Raw genomic sequence first — 23,404 nt, forward strand, 5'->3', positions numbered from 1 at the left:
GATACTAAATAAAAGAGCAATGGAATCTTGACGCAATTTTAGGAAGGTCACTTTATGGCTCGCATCCCCGACGCAGAATTACAGCACCTGAAAGCCGCCGTTCCCTTAGTTGCCATCATCGAGCAGCAGGGGCGGCAGTTGTTTAAGCGCGGCAAAGACATGACCGTGCTGTGCCCGTTCCATGAGGAGAAAACGCCCTCGATGGTCATTACTCCAGCGAAAAATCTCTACCACTGTTTTGGCTGTGATGCGGGCGGGTCGGTGCTGGACTGGGTCATGCACACCGAGGGTCTGAGCCTGCGCCATGCCGTGGAGCGCCTGCGTGCCGTGCTGGGGCACAATCCGGCCGTGGAGCCGCTGGTGCAGCCGGAAGAGCTGGCCGGTGATGCCATCGGGCAGCAGGTGCTGCTGTCACGGGTGGTTGCGTTTTATCACCATACGTTGCTGAATGCGCCGGAGGCACAAGCGTACCTGTCCAAACGGCGGCTCAACCATCCTGAACTGGTCAGCCATTTTAAGCTGGGCTTTGCCAACCGAACGCTCGCTTACCGTCTGCCAGCCAGTAAATACAAGGCCGGGGCAGAGGTTCGCCGCCGCCTGCAAGCCATCGGCGTGCTGCGGGAGAACGGGCGGGAGCACCTGCGCGGCTCGCTGGTTGTGCCGGTGATGGATGCACAGGGGCAAATCCACGAACTGTACGGGCGCAAAATCGGCGACGACCTGCGCCAGTCCATCATCCGCCATCTGTACCTGCCGGGGGCACACAACGGCGTCTGGAATGAAGCCGCGCTGGGTGCCTCCCGAACGCTTATCCTGTGTGAATCGCTGATTGATGCGATGTCGTTCTGGGTGACGGGGCAGCGCAATGTGACGGCGGCCTATGGGGTGCATGGCGTCACGGCTGATCACTGGCAAGCCTTTGAACAGTACGGCATTAAGCAGGTGCTGATCGCTTTCGATAATGACAGCGCCGGCAATGATGCCGCGGTCAAACTGGCGGCGGCACTGGCGGCCAAAGGGATCACGCCCCTGCGCGTGGTGTTCCCGTCGGGCAGGGATGCGAACGAATATCTGTGCCAGGTGGCTGAGCCGGAAACCGCCTTTGCGCTGCTGCTTGACAGCGCCGTGCCGATGCAGGGTGTGGCGGATACGGTGGCACTTGGGCGCCAGACGCCTGAGCCGGACACCGCGCCAGCCCCCGCTTCCCCTTTAGCCGCTGACCCTGCGTCCGGTGTGATGCCAAATGTCGTCTGTGAGTCCGGTGAGCATGGCGAGCTGCGCGTGTCAGTCGGCACACTGCAATGGTGCCTGCGCGGGCTGGGTGCGGTCAAAGCGGGCGCGGTTGCCATGAAGCTCAATGCGCAGGTGCTGGACAGGCAAAGCGGCGTGCTGTTCGCCGACGGGGTTGATCTGATGAGCGGGCGCTCACGCAACAGTTACGCCCGGCTGGCTGCCGCTGAGCTGGGACTGGCCGAAGGCGACCTCCGGCGGGCACTGGGGCAGGTGTTACTGGCGGTCGAACAATGGCAGCAGCAGCCCGCCAAAGGCACCGAACCCCGCGTACCTGAAATGGGGATCGCAGAGCGGGAAGCGGCACTGGCCTTGTTGCAAGATCCGTACCTGACGGCCCGTATCACCACTGACTTGGCGGCCTGCGGTGTGGTCGGCGAATCCACTAACTTGCTGGCCGGTTTTTTGGCGGCGGTGAGCCGAAAGTTACCCAAACCGTTAGCGGTACTTATCCAGAGCAGCAGCGCCGCCGGCAAATCCTCACTGATGGAGGCGGTGCTGAACCTGATCCCCGAGGAGGAGCGCATCCAGTACAGCGCCATGACCGGGCAAAGCCTGTTCTATCTGGGGGAAACCCATCTCCAGCACAAAATATTGGCTATCGCCGAAGAAGAGGGGGTGCGGCAGGCGGCCTATGCGTTGAAGTTGTTGCAGTCGGATGGTGAACTGACGATGGCCAGCACCGGCAAGGATGAGGCGAGCGGCAACCTCGTCACCAAAAGCTATACCGTCAAAGGTCCGGTGATGCTGATGCTGACCACCACCGCCATTGATGTGGATGAAGAGCTGCTCAACCGCTGTCTGGTGCTGACGGTCAATGAATCCCGTGAACAGACGGAAGCCATCCATGCGTTGCAGCGCCAGAAGCAGACGCTCGAAGGCTTGCTGGCCGGGAACGAGCGGGACTATCTGATGCAGCTTCACCAGAACGCCCAGCGGCTGCTTAAGCCGTTGAATGTGGTCAATCCGTATGCGTCGCAACTGACGTTCCTGTCAGACAAAACCCGTACCCGCCGTGACCATATGAAATACCTGACGCTCATTCAGAGCATAGCGTTGCTGCACCAGTACCAGCGGGAAATCAAAACGGCAGAACATCGCGGGAAAACGCTGGAATACATTGAAGTGAGCAAAGACGATATCCGGCTCGCCAATCAGTTGGCGCATGAAATCTTAGGCCGGACACTGGACGAAATGCCGCCGCAGACGCGCAAGCTGTTATTGCTGATCCGGCAGATGGCGAACGAGATGGCGGCAGGGCAGCAGTGCGCCCTGAATGCCGTTCGCTTTACCCGGCGGGATATCCGGGCTTACACGAACTGGAGCGACAATCAGCTTAAAGTGCATTGCCAGCGGCTGGCTGAGATGGAATACCTGCTGATCCACGGCGGCAGTCGCGGGCATCTGCTGCAATACGAACTGCTCTGGGACGGTGATGGCAACAGCGCACACTTAAGCGGCCTGATCGTGCCGGTATGATCAGTGCAAGTTGGGCTGAAAACAAGGCAAGTTGCCCCTAAGTTGGGTTCAGGTTGGCCTCAAGTTGGGGGAGATAAAACGGCTATCAGGCCGCAGCCAGACAGGGCTGACAGCCCGCAAGTTGGACAATATTAAAAATCACTGTTCCGGCAATATCATAAAACTTCCCCGTCATACCGTACTGCCGGACAGCGGCCACGACAAAAAGGAGGATCCGCATGACAAACCCACCTAATCCCCTGCACGCCACCTTACGGGCGCAACTGGACGCGTACCTCGATACGCTGGTCGCACAGGGAAAAAGCCCGCGCACACGGGAAAGCTACCGGGAACGGCTGTTACCGTTCGTGGACTGGTGCGGACAGCGCAGCGTGCAGTATCCGGCACAGGTGACGCTGGTATTACTGGAAAGCTGGCAGCGTTATCTGCGGGCTTACCGCAAGGCCGATGGCCAGCCTTACAGCCATAACGGCCAGCGTGAACGGTTAATCGCCCTGCGGCTGTGGTTCCGCTGGCTACTGCAACGGCATCACATCCTCTACAACCCGGCCGAACAGATGGTGTTGCCGAAAGAGGAGAAGCGGCTGCCTGCCCAGATACTGAGTGAACGGGAAACCACGCAGGTGCTGGACAGCCTTGACGACCAGAGCGTGCTGGGGCTGCGCAACCGGGTGATGCTGGAAGTGCTGTGGAGCAGCGGCCTCCGGCGCATGGAGCTGCGCCAGCTCCGGCGGGGTGATATCGACGTCGAACGCGGGGTCGTGGTGGTTAATCAGGGCAAAGGCCATAAAGACCGGGTGGTGCCCATCGGCGGTCGGGCACTGGGCTGGCTGACACGCTATCTGGTGCAGGTTCGGCCACAGTTGGCAGACAGCCATGACAGCGGTTACCTGTTTATCTCGCAAAAGGGCAGGCCGCTCAGTCTGGGGCACCTGACCCAAATCGCCGGCAAGGCCATCCGCCATCAGGCACAGCTAGACAAGCCGGGCGCCTGTCACCTGTTCCGGCATTCCATGGCGACGCAGATGCTGGACAATGGCGCGGATATCCGCCATATCCAGGCGATGCTGGGGCATGAGAAACTCAACACCACCCAGGTGTATACGCGGGTCGCCATCAAACAGCTCAGGCAGGTGCACAGCCAGACCCATCCGGCCGAGCGTGCCCCCCAGACCCAACCGGACGCAGACAACCCTACCGAACCGCCAGAGTGCAGCTCAGGCGGTGCCCGCGGAGAATCTGGCACAGACCCGAAACCACAGCGTACCGGACAGCCCGATAATCCCCGTTGAGCCTGCGGGGTTCCGTGCAGGGGCAGACCGTGGCCGGACTGCCCGGAGGCTGCGGTGCCGGCGGGGGTAAATGGGCAATGGTCAGCGGCGGCCACGGTGTCCCCAACCACTCAGTGCCGGCTGCCCAAAGCCCATTTAACATAATGCAGGGAGATTAGGCGAAATTCGCCGTGCGGCCACCGTGTCCCGCCAACCGCCGAAGGGCGGCTCACATCGCCTAATCTGCATTATGTCTTCGCCCCCGCTTATCGGCATCGCGGGGTGCACCGCACAAGGCTGGCGCCTTCTGCTCTAGACTTCTGAGCCGATCCCTGCCAAAAACCGCGCCAGACCAAAACACCGTGCCCCCGTCCGGCCAAAACAGCGTCTTCTTTAGCGGCCTTGTGTTGTTCAGGCCAACAGCCCTGTAGGCAGGTCGGCCTGCGGCCTCCGCTGTTTTACCTCCCCCGCCCCGACCCCGCTGCATTGTCTGCGCGCGGCTCGCAGTCGCTGCGCGCCTTGCTCGTTGCCGTGCTCGCCATCTTCGCCCCGTGCAGCCCCCGGAGGGGGCTTCCCTTGAGTAAAGTGCCCTCAGCAAAACCGAACACAACCTTCGGCTTCCGTGTCTGGGAGCGTCGCAGGGCGCCGCTTGCGGGTTCTGTGCCACCCGCCCCCGCAGAACGGCCGCCCGCCGCCCAAGCCAGTTGGGCGACGTTCGCCCGTTGCCGTGAAAAACATCACAAAAACAAGCTGTTCAGCCCATCAATCAGAAAAAGGGGCGCTATACTGCACCGCGGGGCAAACGTAAAAACAGGGCAAAAGTGCACTTCGGCATTTTAGGTTCGCGGGAATGGGCGGAACGGGTAAAAGGGGTTCTTTAACAAGCTGACAGATAAGGAAAAAATCGCTTAAAACCGTATAACCGCACCGGAACCTGCCCTAAGACCCCATCGGGCTGATGGGCGGGTTTAACCCGTATTCGTATGTGCATAATCCGACAAAGTGGGTAGATCCTTACGGTCTGGCAGGCGGGGTTGGAAATAAAGGGGAGCCTAAAGATACTGTCACTGTGTTCAGGGTTCAAGGGGGAACAGCGATACCGCCCACCTGAGTGGCCTTATTGTTCCCTGAGCGGGCAGTATAACGTTATCCGGTCGGGGTTAAAGCCCAGTCGGTCGCCTGTCAGTCGGCTTGTTGTCGGCAGGTAGTCGGGATGGTTAAATCCCGGCAAAGGCAGATAGAGCAAGGCTTCCCCTCAAAGTGGTCGGCATCAGCCAAAAAACACTGTTCCGTCCGTACAGCTCTCTTCGCTACCCATACAACAAAAAAGAAGGAGGATCCGCATGACAAACCCACCTAATCCCCTGCACGCCACCTTACGGGCGCAACTGGACGCGTACCTCGATACGCTGGTCGCACAGGGAAAAAGCCCGCGCACACGGGAAAGCTACCGGGAACGGCTGTTACCGTTCGTGGACTGGTGCGGACAGCGCAGCGTGCAGTATCCGGCACAGGTGACGCTGGTATTACTGGAAAGCTGGCAGCGCTACCTGCGGGCTTACCGCAAGGGCGATGGCCAGCCTTACAGCCATAACGGCCAGCGTGAACGGTTAATCGCCCTGCGGCTGTGGTTCCGCTGGCTACTGCAACGGCATCACATCCTCTACAACCCGACCGAACAGATGGTGTTGCCGAAAGAAGAGAAGCGGCTGCCTGCCCAGATACTGAGTGAACGGGAAACCACGCAGGTGCTGGACAGCCTTGACGACCAGAGCGTGCTGGGGCTGCGCAACCGGGTGATGCTGGAAGTGCTGTGGAGCAGCGGCCTCCGGCGCATGGAGCTGCGCCAGCTCCGGCGGGGTGATATCGACGTCGAACGCGGGGTCGTGGTGGTTAATCAGGGCAAAGGCCATAAAGACCGGGTGGTGCCCATCGGCGGTCGGGCACTGGGCTGGCTGACACGCTATCTGGTGCAGGTTCGGCCACAGTTGGCAGACAGCCATGACAGCGGTTACCTGTTTATCTCGCAAAAGGGCAGGCCGCTCAGTCTGGGGCAGACGCCTGAGCCGGACACCGCGCCAGCCCCCGCTTCCCCTTTAGCCGCTGACCCTGCGTCCGGTGTGATGCCAAATGTCGTCTGTGAGTCCGGTGAGCATGGCGAGCTGCGCGTGTCAGTCGGCACACAGCAATGGTGCCTGCGCGGGCTGGGTGCGGTCAAAGCGGGCGCGGTTGCCATGAAGCTCAATGCGCAGGTGCTGGACAGGCAAAGCGGCGTGTTGTTCGCCGACGGGGTTGATCTGATGAGCGGGCGTTCACGCAACAGTTATGCCCGGCTGGCTGCCGCTGAGCTGGGACTGGCCGAAGGCGACCTCCGGCGGGCACTGGGGCAGGTGTTACTGGCGGTCGAACAATGGCAGCAGCAGCCGGCCAAAGGCACCGAACCCCGCGTACCTGAAATGGGGATCGCAGAGCGGGAAGCGGCACTGGCCTTGTTGCAAGATCCGTACCTGACGGCCCGTATCACCACTGACTTGGCGGCCTGCGGTGTGGTCGGCGAATCCACTAACTTGCTGGCCGGTTTTTTGGCGGCAGTGAGCCGAAAGTTACCCAAACCGTTAGCGGTACTTATCCAGAGCAGCAGCGCCGCCGGCAAATCCTCACTGATGGAGGCGGTGCTGAACCTGATCCCCGAGGAGGAGCGCATCCAGTACAGCGCCATGACCGGGCAAAGCCTGTTCTATCTGGGGGAAACCCATCTCCAGCATAAAATCCTCGCTATCGCCGAAGAAGAGGGGGTGCGGCAGGCGGCCTATGCGTTGAAGTTGTTGCAGTCGGATGGTGAACTGACGATGTGCAAGCACTAAATTGATACGGTTTGCGACCATATATCCGGCGTCATTATGGACTCATTTATCCGCGCCATGATGTCATCCGCACCCTGTTTCCTTATCACTACACCGGTATATCACTACCTTGGTATAACTCAGGCTATGACAGGGACGGTAGCCGTTTTCTCATCAGTGTTTGCAAACTCGATAATGCGTCTATTTTTGTTGCTCAATTAATTAATAGTAAAAGCTTTTTGCATATTAAAATCCACTTCATCCCGCAGAACACGCCAGATAATCAGGGTCAGTTTGTTGGCTAAAACGATCGTGGCTTTCATAAACCCGCATCGGGCAATCAGTTTTCTCAACCATTCTCCCAGACAATCATCACGATTTTGGACACAGCGCATCACGGCACGAGCACCGTGGATAATTAACGTTCGGAGATGACGGTTTCCATTTTTGCTCAGGGAAGACAGCCGGTTTTTTCCACCTGAACTGTGTTGTCGGGGAACCAGGCCACACCAGGCAGAAAGTTGCCGGCCATTGGCAAATTGGGGCGCACTGACTTCACTCACGAAGGCGGCTGCAATAAGAGGACCGACGCCGGGGATCGTGAGCCGATGGTGATAACCACTTTGCTGACGAGAAAGTGCCGCTATTTCATTATCCATTTCATGAATGCGAATGTTCAGATCCCGTAGGTCTTCCCCCAAAGTCTGAAGCAAACGTCGTCGTACAGAGGACAGCTCATGGCTCTCCTCTTCTAGAATCTCAGGCAGGTACTGTTGCAGTTTCTGAATACCAGCAGGAACGATCACCCCCTCCTCAGCGAGGAAAGCCCGAATCTGGTTGGCGAGTGCGGTACGTTGTTCCACCATGAGTTGTCGGGCACTGCGCAGTGCCTTGATATCTTGCTGTTCCACCGTCTTGACCGGAACAAAATGGAGACCGGGTCGGCAGGCCGTTTCGCCGATAGCCAGTGCATCATTGGCATCATTTTTTTGATGATGGCTAAAAGCGTTAACATGCTGGGTCGGCACAAGCCTGATGATAAATCCCATCGCCTGAAGGGTTCTGCCCCAATAGTGAGAAGTTGCACAGGCCTCCATAGCAATGAGGGTTCCTGGCGAAAAAGTGCGCACAGTATCAAGCAATTTTTGCCGTGAAATTTTTCGGTTCGAGGCGACAGAACCGTCCGCCATCCAGACACAGACTTGAAAAACGTTTTTGGCGAGGTCAATGCCAATGACTTTAATCGCATTCATGAGATGTTCTCCCGAAATTCAGTGCATCGGAAAAAAAGATGGCACTATTTGCTGCTGAAAAAGGGGGCGTCCATCACATCACTACAATTCGCCGATGGAACGGGTATTCCGGAGTCTGAAAAGCGAATGGGTCCCTCCGGAAGGCTATCTGGATATCCATGATGCAATACGGGATATCACGAAATATTTTGGCGGATATTATAATTACATTCGCCCCCATAGTTTTAATGGGGGCATTTCTCCCGTTGAATACGAAAAGCAATGGGAGCAGGCTAAAATGGTGTCCGGAAGTTCTTGACCGCTACAAATTAACCAGGCATTACTTGGGGCATCAAAAGAACATCCCGTGTTTTATGAAGACGAAGTGGATATTCATTTCAATCCTAAAATAGGTTCAGACTGGTATCTTAAAGGCCAACAAAAACGGATTATCACACCGGGAAAGAACCAAAAATATTACTTTGCCGGCTGTTTTGATAGCCAAACGCACGAAATTTTTTACACGGGTTCTGGCAGGAAAAACTCTTATTTATTTATCAATATGTTAGAAGAGTTAAAAAGATGTCACCGTCATGCAAAAACGCTGACCCTTATTTTGGATAATTACAGCATTCATAAAAGTCGGCTGGTCAAGGAATGGCTGAAGCAAAACCTGACAGTAAGATTGTTATTTCTTCCGGTTTATTCTCCTTGGCTGAATAAAATAGAGCGGCTATGGCAATCATTGCATGAAACCGTCACACGGAACCATTGTTGCCAATATATGTGGATGCTGATCAAAAGAGTTAAGTTTTTTTTAAATGCCGCTTCAGCAAATCAATGGAAAGGGATAGGAAATATGAAACTCTCATAATTATGAAAAGTTATTTAGCCAATATCAGAAATGCCGTTATCATTTATCAATATTTCATATACAAGATAGAACATTTTTTTGACAAAAAAACACATTAAATTAACATGGGTTTTGTTCGCAACATAAAATGTAAAATGGTGCGTATATTGACATTTTTTACACTCTTACAAACATATATAGAAGGAAAATAAAATGGATAAAGCTCAAGAATTGGAAATTGCTGTAGCCGAACTGAATGCAGAAAATTCCGATGCGGAAAATGAATTGTTGTTAGATATTACAGGTGTAGTTTCCAACAAAGAGTGGCAAGAATAATACTACATGGCCGCGATGCGGCCATGTCTAAATCACGACTAAAATTCTTAACCATATAATTTTAATTAAAATTAGTTTTTCATCTAAAAACAGACTTTAATATGAGCAATATTATGGGTGATATTCAAGATGTTGAAACAATAACAATTAATGCATTAAAAGAACTTAATAGCTTTCTATTGGTGGATGTTCGGGAAAGCCATGAATTTGCTAATGGCACAATTCCCGGAGCATTAACCCTAGGACGAGGTTTTTTGGAAATTGAGCTAAAAAACAGACAAGTTGAACTAGATCATCCAATTGTTCTGTTTTGTGCTAGTGGGCTTCGTTCAAAATACGCTGCATTGGGCTTAATTGCACTGAATTTCGTTAATATATATTCTCTTGAGGGTGGTTTCGAAGCATGGAAAGCAGGAGGTAATTCTGTAGAACAACCCTCCACAATCTTAAGCCAAACCGAGAAAAACCGATATGCGCGTCATATCTCCTTAAAAGATATTGGACTTCATGGACAATTAAAAATCATGAAGTCTAAAATACTGGTCATTGGAGCAGGGGGACTAGGTTCATCTTGTCTGCTTTATTTGACAGCCGCTGGGGTAGGTGAAATTGCCATTGTTGATCACGATATCGTCGATTTAGGTAACCTACAACGGCAAGTTATCCATAATGAAACGATGTTACAAAAGAAAAAAGTTGAATCAGCCCTTCATACGCTAAAAGCATTAAATTCTGGCATCAAAATAAAAATCATAGATGTTGCCATTAATACCAAGAATATTCAGCCTATTCTGGAGGATTACGATATAATCATCGATTGTACAGATAACTTTAATGCTCGTTATGCGATAAATGATGCTGCAGTAAAGGCAAATAAACCATTAATTTCTGCTGCCGTACAACGATTTACAGGCCATGTAATGGCACGTACTCAACCTTATTCTCCTTGCTACCGCTGTATCTACCCCGAAGCTCCACCAACAACTTTGTCCCCCTCATGCTCTGAGAATGGTGTAGTTGGAATTATTCCAGGTATTTTAGGATTACATCAGGCAAATGAAGCATTGAAAGTTATTCTAAATATAGGTGATACATTAGATGGAAAGCTATTGAAACTTGATTTGTTAAATAATAAATATCAATTATTAGTGACCAAGAGACGCACTGACTGTTTGTGTCAAAACCAATAAATAATTGAAGGAATTAATATGATTACTATATCATTTCCTGAATCTGTTAGCGGAAATAGACAGATTATTATCTCAGCAAATAATCTTTATGAAATATTAAAAGAGATGCAGGAGAAACATATCGATATTTTTTCTTTGATTGCGATATCTAAAGACGATAATCTTAAACTTAAACCTTTCGTTACTCTTTTTATAAATAATGTCATGTCAGTAGAGAGTAACCCTTCATTAAATGATGGTGACATTTTGTCTTTTGAAATAGCTATTTCAGGAGGATGAAATGGATGCTAAGTTATTACAAAAAGCCTACGTATCACTACTATATAGTGATCATTGTTGTATTACAGGCGCGGAAAAAGAGTATCATTATATCCATTCTACAATGGATCACGACAGACTGGTAGTTGAGCGGGCTGCTCGTCGCAGAAATTTACGTACAGTACTTTATGCAGATATGCATTTTTCTCCACGCTTTTTTAGTAAGGATTTTTTCCTTAAGCTTGTAAATTTATATTGTGATTCGGATAGTTTCTGGAATTGGAATAGTAGAACATTGATTGAAAGCTTTTGCTACTTTGTTTATACAAATGCAGATTTGATGGAAGAAGAAAAAATTCCTTTTCTTATTGATGGTATTTATTCTGGCATTTCTACTGGAATGATAAACTCACCATGGAGTTCTACAATTTCCAGAAACAATGAAAAATCCATAACAGAAGAAATTAACTGTGATCGTTATTTTACTCTATCTAAATTAGATACAATAAATTCTCTCAAGGAAATAATTTTTAAAAATAAATTAGCTAAGCTTCGCTTTCATAACGAAAGTGGCAAAGTGGCATTATCCTGTCGGGAGGTTGTATGAATGCACGAGTAGGGTTAGGAATTGATTATACACATAATTATGGTTATGACTTAACTAAATTATTACAATTAGCGCAAAACGGAATTAGTCATTTATCTGTCGTGGCCATACCTAATGAGGATGTTGCACAAGCTTTTCGTAATAAATATCCTCAATATCCTATCATTCATCATTTTTCTGGAATGGAGCCAGCAGGTATTGATGGATTACGCTCTGATGTGCTTGTAAGGCAAAATGCCATTAGTGAGACTCTCCAGGCATACTGGTGTCTGGAAGATATCGGTATCTGGAATATTGGCCCTTACAACTTACCTTATTTTGCTGCGCCAGTACTTTGTGAATCCGTTCTTTCTATGGCAATTGAAGGTGTGAAAACGATTCAGTCTGTTTCCAGTATTCCTTTTTCTGCGGAAATACCTTCTTTCAGCATTGTTGCAGGAGAAATGGCTTTAGGTGAGTTTTTCCATCGGCTAGTTGATGCGACAGACTGTAATATTGTTTTAGACATCAGCCACGTATTTTCATATGCCATTTATTGTGATCTACAGCCACCGGATGTATTAGCTAGCCTTCCATTGACCTCAGTGAACGAAATTCATATTGCTGGGGGGAGTGTACACCCAAACCATTCATGGAGATACCGTGATACACACTCTGAACCAATTGTTGATAGTGTTTTCCCACTGTTGGAACAGGCACTAGCTCAGTGCCCAAATCTGAAAGCTGTGACATATGAGTTAGGGGTGGGAATTACTCCAATTGTGATCCGTATAGATTTACAGAATATTGAAGATATTTGTCAACGAATGGCGTTTATCCCTTCATTCTGAATAAACAAACAGAGCTGATAATCAGGTTGTTGCAAATTTAAAGGTAATGAGTATATGGAAAATGATAAAACATCTATTCTTCTTATCGATAGTGCTAAAAAAAATCAGTTATCCAAGCTTAATGACGTTTCTCAACAGAATAATTTACATAATCATACCGCTAAAATCGCTAATATTTTATCACAAATACCTTTTCCATGGACAACACAAGTCTCTCTGGATTTAATATCAGCCAGCTACTTGGATGCGTTTGAGCAAGGATATTCAGAGTTGCGCACTCATATATATGAGCGTTTTGGCATCTGCCCTATAGAAGCACATGCATACTCTCTGCCAGAGAATGAATATATTACAGATATTCATACCTCATTATCTACATTCCATGATAAAGCACTAGCTCCTTATGTTTTGGCTTCTGTAGGCCATGATTTTGGTCGCCAGCGTTTTCCTGGGTCATGCAGTGAAACTATTGGCGTAGGATTATTATGCCATAATGGCAGTATTCCAGGTATGACGCCTTTAGGATGGGGTAATATCGAGTTTTTGGTCAAAGAATGTGACTATTCCACCTACGACGAACAAGGGGCACTAACCACAACAAAAGGTACCTCTGCGGCAGTAGTCTATCTCGCCAGTCTGGCTGGAAAACTTCATTCGTGGCTAAAAAGAAATCAAATGGTCTATGATCGCCATGCTTTACATGCAGCCATGATTTGCATGAGCCAAGCATTTCAAGGTAGATATCTTTTTGATGATGTATCAGAGCAAAAATGTATGCCTCAAACATGGAGTATTCCTTTGAAGCGTTCGAAGGAAGCAGAAATACTGCTTACGCTTACTCCAAACACATCCGTCAGAAACAATCAAATTGCATTGGTCGTTTCTTATCAAGCGTCCATTGCCAGACAAACACGCCTGACAACCGTAATCAATGGTCAAGAAATTGTAGGGCAAAGAGGTACATTATTAATACCAGCTCATTTGCTTGAAAAATCCCCCCTTAATATTACAGTATGCGTTGTAGGACGTCTCGATCATGTGACAGTAGCATGTCAGAACACACTGGTAATAAAATGTATTAGCTCGCAACTACTTGTCGCGCCTGACGATGAAATTATTGTTGGTATCTCTGCAAGTCACGATGCTTCTGCTTGTGTGATGATTAACGGAAAAATTCGTTATGGAATTCAGCTTGAGCGTTTAACCCGTGTCAAACACGATGGAAGCCAATCCCTCAATACTACTTTAGCTGTAGATTATTGTCTGAATGCCGCTGGTTTAATGCGGGAAGATGTAAGCTGTTTTGCCTATAATATTCAATCAATGACTCCGGAGTATATCGGGCTAAATCAGCCTGTTTGTAGTACAGATTTTTCGTTGTTTGACCCCTTCTCTCCAGAGGCTGTAGTTGTTAGCCATCATCTGTGTCACGCATTTGCCGCTTGGTCGGGGTCAAAGTTTTCCAGAGGAAATGTAGTGGTAGCGGATGGTTCCGGAGGTAGTGTCGTAGGACAAAATGATTTACTCATCTCTGGGCAAGAGTTTTCTGAGTACTTAAATGCTGGACTTAAAGAGTATAAACCGGAATTGCATGTAGTTTCTCATTATACCTTTTGTGAAAATGGATATACGCTGCTAGCCCGTGAATACAGCCCATCATTTAATATTCGAACTGGAAGTCGCTCATTGGGCGAGGCTTATGCCTCTGTGAGCCAACTTGTTTTTAATTCTTGGCACGCTTCTGGAAAATTAATGGGGCTTGCACCTTATGGTATACCAAAATTTGCTGAGGAGATTGCGATTGAAAGCCCGCAGGGTATTTCTTTTGGTTATACTTGGAAGCAAAAATTTAGCAAGAAAACACTTAACGTGATGGATTACGCAGATCTGGCCGCTTCGGTACAACTCGTTCTGGAAAAAGGGATTTTTTCTCGCTTAGAGCATTACCACATAACTAATAATGAACCTCTTGTCATGACAGGAGGTGTTGCTCTAAATTCTGTAGTGAACTATAAGGTGCGTCAGAACTTTCAATTACGTGATTTCTATTTATTCCCAGCTCAACATGATGCTGGTATTTCTATCGGTGCCGCTAATGCTGCTTATTATAAAAGGCATAACCGAATTCTTAGTGATGCTTTTAATCACGATTATCTGGGAAAAGTTTACAGATATGAAGATATTGCCAGAGCCCTTAACTTATTTGCTGATAGGGTAATAGTGAAACCTATTGATACTGTTACACTAGCCGAACGGTTACATGCGGGACAGATCATTGGTTACTACTCCTGTACTAAAGGGTCTGAATTTGGTCCACGTGCGTTGGGTGCCCGTTCAATACTAGCTAGCCCTTGCTCGATGGATACATGGAAATTCATCAATCGCTGGGTGAAGTTCCGTGAGGATTTTCGTCCTTTTGCGCCGATGGTTGCTACTGAGCACCTGAGTCGTTATTTCGAAGGTGAAGGTGACTATAAATATATGCTTGAAGTGCTGCCAGTTCGTCCTGAATACCGGGAGCAACTTGCCGCTATCGCGCATGTAGATGGTTCAGCACGTGTACAAACAGTGTCTGTCAATGATAATGAAGAAATCCATGCTTTGCTCTCCGCATTTGGCAAACTTTCTGGATTTCCCGTTTTACTGAATACATCGTTTAATGTTCGTGGAAAACCTATCGTAGAACGGGCAGAACAGGCAATCGAAATGTTGCTTTCCACCCATATTGATGCGGTGGTATTCGGTGACTATATAGTCGAACTATTCGCTCCATCGTTTACTCCAGAAGTAGTTCCAGGATTGTTATGTTTGAGCCCTGGTTGTAGCTTAAAAAGCAGTCTAGAGAAAAATCAACTGCGTCATATAATAAGCCACGAATACCAAGGTAATAATCAAATTATTACTGCCTCGCTATATCAGGCTCTTTTACTATTAGTGAAGCAAATGTCTCTGGCGGATACCCAAGCTGTATATGATGAGTTAAGCCCTGAGCTAAGGAAAGCAGTGATGCACTATGTTCGATTGAAATTTCTTAATATTGCACGTGATTTTACTGAGGAATTTGAGTGTGACGATCTCCATCACTGAATTAGGGTTTCGCCGTTACTCTACCCGAGAGGCACTGAAATTAATTTTACCATTACGTAAGAAACTGGGAATCTCGCGCTTAGCTTCTGTTGGTGAATTTGTGGATATTGCTGGCATAAGTATAGTAAATGCAGTTCGTACTACATTGAAAAAAGGACAAATATCAACCACCCAAGGAAAAGGGCGAAATCTATATACAGCCACCTGTAGCGCATTAATGGAGGCCTATGAACGCCACTGTGCTTGTTGGTGTGATGATCTGATTGTTCACCAAAATACGCATTATTATGACCGTCTCATACAGCGGCAACTGGGATTTGATCCAGAGTATGATATCAAAGACTGGATACCAGGATACGAGTTGCAAACTGGAAAAGAAATTTTATTACCTGCTGTAGAAGTACAGTTTCCTTATCATGGTTCGGATGCTCAACGGGTAAATATACACGCTCACACCTCGGGACTGGCGTGTGGTGGCACCTTAGAAGAAGCGATCTGTTTTGCTATATTAGAATCCTTTGAACGCAATATTACATCCCGATTTTACCAAAACTGTTTATCGAGTATTTGTGCAGATATTATAGATCCTGAAAGCATCAATTATCCGTCGACAAAAGCTTTATGGCAATCGTTATCTGACAAAGGGTATGAAAGTTTCGCCTTACGTATCCACGGTACGATACCGACTTATTATGTAGCTTTATACGATCCAACCAATATGGGACCAAAATTTATGGTTGCCGGTTCCGCCTCTGGATTTACTGAAACACTAGCTCTGGATGCTGCACTAATGGAAGCAGTTCAGGGGCTAGTAGTCTGTTTACAGGCTTCACGAGAAGATTTAAGCCGTCAGCAGAAAAAGTATGATGATAAGAACTTCTTTAATCATTCACGTTTCTACGTACTGCGCGAATTATTTCGCAAGCATTATAAAATGGTGAATATATCGACTGAGCAGAATGTCCCGATAGCACTGGCTTCTGCTACCGAGTTTTTAATCCAAAAGCTAGCGGAGGAAGGAAAGGAACAGATTTATATCACGGATTTATCTCTGCCCGATGTACCTTTTCATACGGTAAAAGCTATTATTCCAGGGCTATTTGATTGGCATGTTAATCCGGGAAGGAGGAAATAAATCGTGCTATTTGCTCGTAAACAAAAACCAGTTGTATTTGGTGGTTCTTCCTTACCCTGTGATCAGCGTTATGACGCAATAATTGAATTTCGCCCACCAATCCAGACAGGAGATTTACTGGAGCTGTCAGGAAGTGGTCGGCCGGTTCTGATTACAGATGGCCTTTTTGGTAGCAATATGTCGATTACTGTAGTGGAGTGCTTAAATTTTATCAACGCAGGAGGAATACTACTCGGTAGTTCCAGCATGGGAGCATTGCGCGCTGCAGACTGCTACATTCAAGGAATGGTAGGAATAGGGCAAATATTTCAGGGATATCTATTCGGGTATTATCACTCAGATGCAGATGTGGCTCTGCGATATCACACGGATAATTATCAGGAAATCACGCTCTCTTATGTGCATATAGAATATATTGCTTGCTATCTGATGGCAGAAGGGCAGATAAGTTCACTACAAAAACGTCAGATGATGGCTTTGGTACGACAAATCATTTGGTACGAACGCTACATTGATCGGGTGATTGATGCCATGTTTAAGATTGCTCCACATTTAGACATAGCGCAGCTGTATTCTTTATTTAAAGACGACACTATGCACCCTAAAAAACAAGATGCCAGATTAGCAATAGATTATTTAGTGAAATTTTATTTGGCCAAATGTGAGTAATAAGAAATGAAAAATCAAAATTGGTTAAAAAACATAGGTTATCTAGATAGCATATCGCGTGCAATGCAATCAACATCAAATCAAATTAGTCATTTATTAGTAGGAAGCTTAGGTGGTATGTTTGGTACAGCGGTTTCATTACGTGTTTCTATTGCATTCTATTCATCTCTCTTCCTTGAAGTCCCTTCTGGATTGCTGGCTGATAGATTAGGTCATTTTAAAACAGTTGCTTTAGGGAACTGGTTTAATGCTATTGCCCTGCTTGTATTGTACTGGTCACTCGCAACGGCAGATAATATCGATAATCAAATTACATTACTTATTATCAGTTCTTTTTTAAGTGCCATCGCGATGTCTTTGATTTCTGGTGCTTATCAAGCAATGTTACAGGATTTGATTGATTATCAAATCATTAAACATGGTGAAGAACGCACTCTACGTACAAAAGCACTTCTGCTTTCTCAACGATATGGTAAAGAAATTGTTTCTATCGTTCCTGTTCTTTTTTTATTGCTATTATTAGTGCTTTACCGGACTATAGGACATGCTGAAATTATATTATTTATTCCAACTATAATGTTTATTGGTTTAGGAATATGGCTATGGTGTTTTCCTCAGTTGAACGGTATGCATGAAAATCTCGGAAAGCAGAACGCTCACATCAGGCGTAAAAGTACATTACGTCACTTTATTGTATATATGCGTGAATTATCACATACTCAATGTTTGATTTTTTTGAAACTTTCTATAGTAATAATTCTTCTAAATTTCTCTATGATTCATGTTCACACTTATCTCATGATTTCTGAATTCAGAGAATACAATATAATGCAGGTTGAAAGAGCTTATCTAATTCCTTTGTTTTTGTTTATTATATCATTTGATGTAGCTCATTATATTAAAGGTGTGATAGTTCCACGTGTAGCCGCAAAGTTCTCAGATAATACGATGATTATGATTTCTTTCGTCAGTTTGATGATACTCTCAGGATTTTGTTATCTTCTTTATCTTTATTTCAATGGCATTTTAGCATTAATTTTGTATGTTTTGTTTTTTAGAACGACCGTGACTATTGGTCAAGACGTGGCGATCAGTAATTTTCTTGCCCGCTTACCTGAGGAAATCCGAGCTTTTTCTTTGAGTCTCGCAACAGGTACTGTAATTATATTATATGGTGCTTATTCTGTCTATTTAACCTTTGCTGGTATTGGTGCAGAGCCTGCACCATATATCTTGTTAGAAATAGCAGTGATTGCACTGATAGGAGGACTTTTGACGTTCTATATAAAAATCACCCCACAAATAGATACTGAAAACCCTGCTTTGTAATCAAGAAATTAGCTATAATTTTTGACTATGTTTCAACTAATTTATAGAGTATGACAATAGCCTGTTCTTTATCGCCTTTAATATTTAAGTATATATTTTGTCTTGAGGAACTATTTTATTATGACTATTTATTTTACTAATTAATTTTACATAACTCTAGTAACCATCCTTAATTACGCAATTAATAGGAAAGTATTATGCATAAAAGTAATTATATTACATCATTTAGTACCAAACAAATGGATATTCACTACATCAATGAAGAAATGGCTAATGCCTTTCAGAAATATTTGGTGAATAATAAAGATAGATTAGCACCATTTGAGCCATTAAGGACTTGCGAATATTACGAATTAAATGAAGTGAAAAAGCGTATTCGATCAACTGTGAATCTGCAAGAGGAAAATAAAGGAGTTTCACTTGTATTTACTCCCAAAAATTCATCAGATATAGTTGGAAATATCAATTTTACTAATTTCGTTTTTGGGGTTTTTCAAGCATGCCACCTTGGTTTCTCAATTGATACTAGTTTTGAGGGTAAAGGTGTGATGCGTGAAGTTTTAACAGAATCATTAAAACATATCAGAAATAAATATCAACTACATCGCGTAATGGCTAATCACCTTCCAACTAATGATAGATGTGCTCATTTATTACAACGAATTGGGTTTATTAAAGAAGGTTATGCCAAATCATATCTTAAGATAAATGGAGTATGGCAAGATCATGTATTGAATTCTTTTGTATTTGAAGATTAATTATAATTATTTTTTCAATGTAAAAATCACACATGTTAGTTTTCCCAAAGCAATTAGTGTTTCTTAATTTTGGAGTGATAAAATGTTAAAATCACAAAGTATTATTGTAATCGATGATTTTTATCATAATCCCATTGAAATCAGAAAGCATGCACTTACACTTGATTATAAACAAAAAAATGGAGCTACGTATCCAGGAATGGAGGCTACATCTGAACGAAATTGGGAAATAGTTAGAAATACTCTCATGTCATACATAAATGAAGATGTCAGTGCCCCCTGTCCTAAATCGGATGGATTTGCACAGGGAAAATTTCGCATTGCTGTTGCAAATGATAATAAAAAACGTCTAGATAATGTCCATGTAGATCAACAGAAATATTCAGGAATTATATATCTAACACCTAACGTTCTTTGCCAAGGAGGGGTTGCTTTTTATAAACATAAAAAAACAGGAGAGGTTTTTTTTAATAAAACTGTAATTCAAAGTAAAGGATTCCCTACCGTTGGCGATGATTTTCATAAGAGAGTTCTTTCGTACTTTAAGGATGATAATAATTGGGATAAAATTGGTGAAATTCCAATGCGATTTAATCGTGCTGTAATTATTATGGCCAGAGTGTTTCATGGATCCACTGGAATTTTTGGTGACTCTATGGAAACTGGTAGATTAACTCAACATTTCGAATTTTATACCTATGATAAATAAATATTAGTGTGATTGAATTTTTGCATTATGAAAATATAATCAAATCATCGATGCTAATTTAATAAAAATGGTGTGTAGTGGAATGATAATCTTATAAAGACCAAAAGTATGTTGAGATTATTAACAAAGGCTAAGTCATTTCCATCAAAAAATAATGGTGCTTTTTCCACTCCCCATCATTGAAAAAAATTTGACCTCGCTCAATTCAACCGATACAGTATAACCTATTTATTAATGATTCATCGTCTGCAAGGATCATCCATTTGGTGGCGAAAAACTCCTGTAGCCTGAAAGGGAGAGCATAATTGCGGTACATCTGCACACTTTTGGAAGTAGATATCGCCGGACACCTAACCTATCGTCTAGCGGTGAAAGTTTCCCGGTCTCGTTATGCACCGGCTTTTCATTCATGCAGAGCAATAGCTCCTGCCATATTCACAATCTCAATTTATTCTGTACGATTTTTACCTATACGCTGATTAAATGCTCGATAAACGTCCCGCAAAGCGGCCAACGTCCAGAGCACGTAGAGCCTGACTCTACGGCCGATTTGAACCCCGCATTACTCAGTGAAACCACTCAAAACAGACCATTAACCGCCATTTTGTTTGATTGATAAACGATCGTCTAATCGGATTTTCAACCCATTGCCTGATTGCAGGCTGATGCAGTAAAAATTAAGGAGAAATTCATCACGTCAAGATAATGAGGCGTTCATCCTGAATGAATCAGGCACTGAACGGGGAGTATGCCACCGCCGTGCTGAGCACGTAGCGAACTCCTGCAAAAACTTAACATAACCCTCGCTCTGCTACACATTGTCTGGCGAACCACGGAACGGTGAACCTGAACCGACATGCAGGGATTTGTTTAAAAATGAATAAAAACACGGCAAGTTAGCAGGAGAGGCGGGAATGGCGCAGAAATCAGCACGTTCAAAAATTGAGCGGTTCAGAAAAGAATTTATTACCCACGCCCGGCAAGCGGGTGGGAGTTTTGCCACGGTGGCCGATCGTGAGCGGATTGCCCGACAGTTTCTTGGCTTTCTGAAAGACAATGGCATCAGGCTCCGGCAGATGGACAGCCTGAAAACCCGACACATTGAGCGCTATATTGCTGAACGCAAAGCCAGCCCTATCAGCCACCGAACCCTGCAAAATGAGATGTCGGCACTGCGCATGATTTTGGAGCGGGCCGGAAAACACAAGTTGGCATCCACCGACAATGCGCGGCTGAACAACCGGGCGCTGGGAATTGCAAACACCCGCCGTAAGGGAACAAAAGCTGCTCTGACACCAGCCGCATTCAGAGAAATCTTTCAGCAGGTCGAACAAAAAGATCGGCGCGTGGCGGCAGTGATGCAACTGGCCTGGGTGCTGGGACTGCGTACCAAAGAAGCGGTAGAAGCCTATAAGTCCTTAGCGACCTGGAAAAAAGCGCTGGAAAACGGGCAGACGTCTGTGCGGGTGGTGTTTGGCACCAAAGGCGGGCATCCGAGGCCAACGGTGATACTGGATCGGGCAGCGCTGCAATACGCCATTGCCTACGCTGAGCGCGAAATGCATCCACACAGCGGCAAACTGATTGATAAACCGACGATCACGCAGGCCATAGATCGTTACCGGTACGTTGTCCGCAGTGCCGGGCTGACGGGCAATAAAGCGCCACACAGTATGCGCTACCATTTTGCCCAGCAATCCGGCGAACATTACAAAGCTCAGGGATTCAGCACTCGAGAGGTGCTGGCCCTGGTCGCGATGGATTTAGGGCATGGCGATGGGCGCGGGCGCTATATCCGGCAGGTGTATTATCAGAACGACGAGGTTGAATAATGCGTTTTTTCCTGCCAAAGAAATTATCCGTCATTCCGCACTAATTTTATGATTTAAATATAGTGTGACTTTCATCATATTTTTTACACTCAGTGATGCTGAATGATTGACGGCAATATTCATTTTTGATCCATTTCTTCTATTTACCGGAAAAATGCGATGTCTACGCCAGAGCCTGTCATTCAGCTCCTTGAGCATCTTGGAATTATTTTTGCTTTTTGCCATGAGCTAAGGTTGCCCCGCATGATTGAAACCATCATGCCCAAATACGCTGACCACCACGTTTCTCACGGCGATGTATGCGGCGCTGGAGCATATCACAATATCTAATCATTGAGAGCATGACCTTAAATTCAGTGTTAGTTGGTTCGATAGTACTATTGGATTTACGGTAGTACTATCTTCTGGTTTGGCAAAAAAATCTGGTTTATTAGGAAAGTATACTAACCAGAAGGTGGGGGAATAAAGTGAGATCATCAGATAATTATAATTCTTTCACACAAAAAGAAAGCTGTGGGATATTTTCATCCACACAGCTTGATTTGAAAAACTGTCACTCATTCAATTCAATATATTATGGCTGGAATTGATAATCCAACTGATACACAGACTATTTATAATCACTCAATGAAAAAATTACGTCCAATACAGCTCACCGCTTTCTAAAATCCACACTATCCCGCCCGGACACTCCTCAAAAACGAACCATAGCCCATCATATAATTCTTCTTCCGTTTCAGGGAAAGCTACCCGAAATCGGGTTAACTGTTCATCAATAGTGCCCGCCAGAAATTCACCATGCTTGGCGAGCTTAATCCTGCCATTCTTTAAGAGTAACTCAAGAAACTCGAGAAAATAGTCTTGTTTATCCTTATAAGAAAAATCAGGCTTGCCAAAATTCTTTGCACTCATTGCAGACCATACAGTACCGGGAGAGCTTCCTTCTAATGCTTCCAGAAATAATTTATACTGGCTTACGCTAAACAACATGTTTCCCCCTTACCTAAACTTTATTTCTACCGTAATGTCTTCAATTTTGCCGTGATACTGTCCTAATTGTTTATCTTTTATAATATCAACTGTCCAGCGTGCCTTGGTTTTATCTGCACTGGCTGAAACTGCACGCAGGTTTATTGTGCTACCATCAGCAAGCTTAGCAAAATAAACACCAGTTTTATTAGGAACTTGCGTAAGAGGTACGCCACCTGTTAAACTTTCAGCATAAGCGCGGATATTCTGTTCAGTCAATTTTTGGGTTTCAAACACTTTAACAGTACCTGATGCGTTGCTTCCCCCATCACCATACACTTGTTTAAATTTCTGTCCAAAGACCGTCAACTCACTTTCAGTATTGTTCCTGTCAAAAATTTTAAACACGTTTTCTTTGTGTGTTCTCTTGATTGATTCCAGGGCATCAAGAGTCGGTTTTGACAGCGCATCATTCTTAATTTCAGCCTGAACGATCTGGGAGACCGATTTCCCTTCTAATTTACCCGTCTTTGAGAAAGTTTCTCCTGATTCATTCAGGGCTTTTGCCAGTGCACGCGTGCTCTCTTTGCTTTTGCCCAGAACCAAGATGGAGCTACTTGTCAAAACACCCGTACCTATAGCAGCTTCGGGTGCTGCTGCATCAAGAGCTGCAATTGACGCCTGGTTCAGGCATAACAAAGGATTGGCCTTAGAGCCCATTCGGAAT

21 protein-coding genes and 5 pseudogenes are annotated in these 23,404 nt (G+C 45.9%); 22 read left to right on the top strand and 4 right to left on the bottom strand.

All coding sequences use genetic code 11. From position 1 onward, the window contains the following. Nucleotides 1-54: 54 nt before the first annotated feature. The gene (locus tag Xish_RS12610) at nucleotides 55-2,769 is read left to right on the top strand and encodes a CHC2 zinc finger domain-containing protein (protein WP_099118149.1); all 2,715 of its coding nucleotides are present in this window, start codon (nucleotides 55-57) and stop codon (nucleotides 2,767-2,769) included. 85 nt (nucleotides 2,770-2,854) lie between these two features. On the opposite strand, the gene Xish_RS19180 is transcribed toward Xish_RS12610, so the two are convergent. After that, nucleotides 2,855-2,989 (bottom strand): hypothetical protein, encoded by a 135-nt coding sequence (locus Xish_RS19180; RefSeq protein ID WP_279625627.1) that lies wholly within the window; start codon nucleotides 2,987-2,989, stop codon nucleotides 2,855-2,857. On the opposite strand from Xish_RS19180, the gene xerC reads away from it, so the two are divergent. From xerC to Xish_RS12635, 6 genes and pseudogenes are all read left to right on the top strand, one after another. Next, the gene (gene xerC / locus Xish_RS12615; protein WP_099118151.1) at nucleotides 2,988-4,061 is read left to right on the top strand and encodes a site-specific tyrosine recombinase XerC; all 1,074 of its coding nucleotides are present in this window, start codon (nucleotides 2,988-2,990) and stop codon (nucleotides 4,059-4,061) included. The genes Xish_RS19180 and xerC overlap by 2 nt on opposite strands. Nucleotides 4,062-4,090: 29 nt before the next feature. Beyond that, nucleotides 4,091-4,219 carry a hypothetical protein gene (locus tag Xish_RS19185; protein ID WP_279625626.1) on the top strand — a complete coding sequence of 43 codons (129 nt, stop codon included), beginning with the start codon at nucleotides 4,091-4,093 and terminating at the stop codon, nucleotides 4,217-4,219. Between the two features lie 397 nt (nucleotides 4,220-4,616). Beyond that, nucleotides 4,617-4,880 carry a hypothetical protein gene (locus Xish_RS18665; protein ID WP_167383194.1) on the top strand — a complete coding sequence of 88 codons (264 nt, stop codon included), beginning with the start codon at nucleotides 4,617-4,619 and terminating at the stop codon, nucleotides 4,878-4,880. Nucleotides 4,881-4,983: 103 nt separating this feature from the next. Then, nucleotides 4,984-5,070: pseudogene (locus Xish_RS19405) on the top strand (RHS repeat-associated core domain-containing protein); the annotation flags it as partial. A gap of 313 nt (nucleotides 5,071-5,383) precedes the next feature. Further along, nucleotides 5,384-6,076: pseudogene (locus tag Xish_RS12630) on the top strand (tyrosine-type recombinase/integrase); the annotation flags it as partial. A gap of 27 nt (nucleotides 6,077-6,103) precedes the next feature. Next, nucleotides 6,104-6,892: pseudogene (locus tag Xish_RS12635) on the top strand (DNA primase); the annotation flags it as partial. 209 nt (nucleotides 6,893-7,101) lie between these two features. Here the strand turns inward: Xish_RS12635 and Xish_RS12640 are convergent. Continuing rightward, entirely contained in the window at nucleotides 7,102-8,136 is a 1,035-nt protein-coding gene (locus tag Xish_RS12640) for an IS110 family RNA-guided transposase (protein ID WP_099118152.1), read from the bottom strand. 94 nt (nucleotides 8,137-8,230) lie between these two features. On the opposite strand from Xish_RS12640, the gene Xish_RS12645 reads away from it, so the two are divergent. The 15 genes and pseudogenes from Xish_RS12645 to Xish_RS12710 form a co-directional block, all read left to right on the top strand. Then, the gene (locus Xish_RS12645; protein WP_099118153.1) at nucleotides 8,231-8,434 is read left to right on the top strand and encodes an IS3 family transposase; all 204 of its coding nucleotides are present in this window, start codon (nucleotides 8,231-8,233) and stop codon (nucleotides 8,432-8,434) included. Between the two features lie 6 nt (nucleotides 8,435-8,440). Further along, nucleotides 8,441-8,989: pseudogene (locus tag Xish_RS12650) on the top strand (IS630 family transposase); the annotation flags it as partial. Nucleotides 8,990-9,181: 192 nt separating this feature from the next. Then, nucleotides 9,182-9,304 carry a hypothetical protein gene (locus tag Xish_RS19190; protein WP_255430643.1) on the top strand — a complete coding sequence of 41 codons (123 nt, stop codon included), beginning with the start codon at nucleotides 9,182-9,184 and terminating at the stop codon, nucleotides 9,302-9,304. A gap of 101 nt (nucleotides 9,305-9,405) precedes the next feature. Next, nucleotides 9,406-10,494 carry a molybdopterin-synthase adenylyltransferase MoeB gene (moeB, locus tag Xish_RS12655; RefSeq protein WP_099118154.1) on the top strand — a complete coding sequence of 363 codons (1,089 nt, stop codon included), beginning with the start codon at nucleotides 9,406-9,408 and terminating at the stop codon, nucleotides 10,492-10,494. An 18-nt stretch (nucleotides 10,495-10,512) separates the two neighbouring features. Continuing rightward, nucleotides 10,513-10,773, top strand: a complete 261-nt coding sequence (locus Xish_RS12660; protein WP_099118155.1) for a ubiquitin family protein — start codon at nucleotides 10,513-10,515, stop codon at nucleotides 10,771-10,773. Between the two features lies 1 nt (nucleotide 10,774). After that, nucleotides 10,775-11,359, top strand: a complete 585-nt coding sequence (locus Xish_RS12665) for a hypothetical protein (protein WP_099118156.1) — start codon at nucleotides 10,775-10,777, stop codon at nucleotides 11,357-11,359. After that, nucleotides 11,356-12,189 carry a multinuclear nonheme iron-dependent oxidase gene (locus Xish_RS12670; RefSeq protein ID WP_099118157.1) on the top strand — a complete coding sequence of 278 codons (834 nt, stop codon included), beginning with the start codon at nucleotides 11,356-11,358 and terminating at the stop codon, nucleotides 12,187-12,189. The genes Xish_RS12665 and Xish_RS12670 overlap by 4 nt, the downstream gene beginning before the upstream one ends. 54 nt (nucleotides 12,190-12,243) lie before the next feature. Further along, on the top strand, nucleotides 12,244-15,276 hold the full coding sequence (locus Xish_RS12675) for a carbamoyltransferase C-terminal domain-containing protein (RefSeq protein WP_099118158.1): 3,033 nt from the start codon (nucleotides 12,244-12,246) through the stop codon (nucleotides 15,274-15,276). Continuing rightward, nucleotides 15,257-16,411, top strand: a complete 1,155-nt coding sequence (locus Xish_RS12680; protein WP_167383268.1) for a YcaO-like family protein — start codon at nucleotides 15,257-15,259, stop codon at nucleotides 16,409-16,411. The genes Xish_RS12675 and Xish_RS12680 overlap by 20 nt, the downstream gene beginning before the upstream one ends. Before the next feature lie 3 nt (nucleotides 16,412-16,414). Beyond that, nucleotides 16,415-17,080, top strand: coding sequence for a TfuA-like protein (locus Xish_RS12685; RefSeq protein ID WP_099118160.1), 666 nt, complete (start codon nucleotides 16,415-16,417; stop codon nucleotides 17,078-17,080). Between the two features lie 6 nt (nucleotides 17,081-17,086). Then, nucleotides 17,087-18,409: an MFS transporter gene (locus Xish_RS12690; RefSeq protein ID WP_141553981.1), complete on the top strand. Its 1,323-nt coding sequence runs from the start codon at nucleotides 17,087-17,089 to the stop codon at nucleotides 18,407-18,409. 197 nt (nucleotides 18,410-18,606) lie between these two features. Next, entirely contained in the window at nucleotides 18,607-19,167 is a 561-nt protein-coding gene (locus Xish_RS12695; RefSeq protein WP_244186034.1) for a GNAT family N-acetyltransferase, read from the top strand. 82 nt (nucleotides 19,168-19,249) lie between these two features. Beyond that, nucleotides 19,250-19,876 carry a DUF6445 family protein gene (locus Xish_RS12700; protein ID WP_099118162.1) on the top strand — a complete coding sequence of 209 codons (627 nt, stop codon included), beginning with the start codon at nucleotides 19,250-19,252 and terminating at the stop codon, nucleotides 19,874-19,876. A gap of 914 nt (nucleotides 19,877-20,790) precedes the next feature. Further along, entirely contained in the window at nucleotides 20,791-21,708 is a 918-nt protein-coding gene (locus Xish_RS12705; protein ID WP_099118163.1) for an integrase domain-containing protein, read from the top strand. A gap of 159 nt (nucleotides 21,709-21,867) precedes the next feature. Then, a pseudogene (locus Xish_RS12710) lies at nucleotides 21,868-22,005 on the top strand (DUF4277 domain-containing protein); the annotation flags it as partial. 339 nt (nucleotides 22,006-22,344) lie between these two features. Here the strand turns inward: Xish_RS12710 and Xish_RS12715 are convergent. Both Xish_RS12715 and Xish_RS12720 read right to left on the bottom strand, forming a co-directional pair. Continuing rightward, nucleotides 22,345-22,698 (bottom strand): DUF596 domain-containing protein, encoded by a 354-nt coding sequence (locus Xish_RS12715; protein WP_099118165.1) that lies wholly within the window; start codon nucleotides 22,696-22,698, stop codon nucleotides 22,345-22,347. A 9-nt stretch (nucleotides 22,699-22,707) separates the two neighbouring features. After that, nucleotides 22,708-23,397, bottom strand: coding sequence for a DUF769 domain-containing protein (locus tag Xish_RS12720; protein WP_099118166.1), 690 nt, complete (start codon nucleotides 23,395-23,397; stop codon nucleotides 22,708-22,710). Nucleotides 23,398-23,404 lie beyond the last annotated feature (7 nt).

It is taken from the genome of Xenorhabdus ishibashii (assembly GCF_002632755.1).
Lineage (GTDB): Bacteria > Pseudomonadota > Gammaproteobacteria > Enterobacterales > Enterobacteriaceae > Xenorhabdus > Xenorhabdus ishibashii.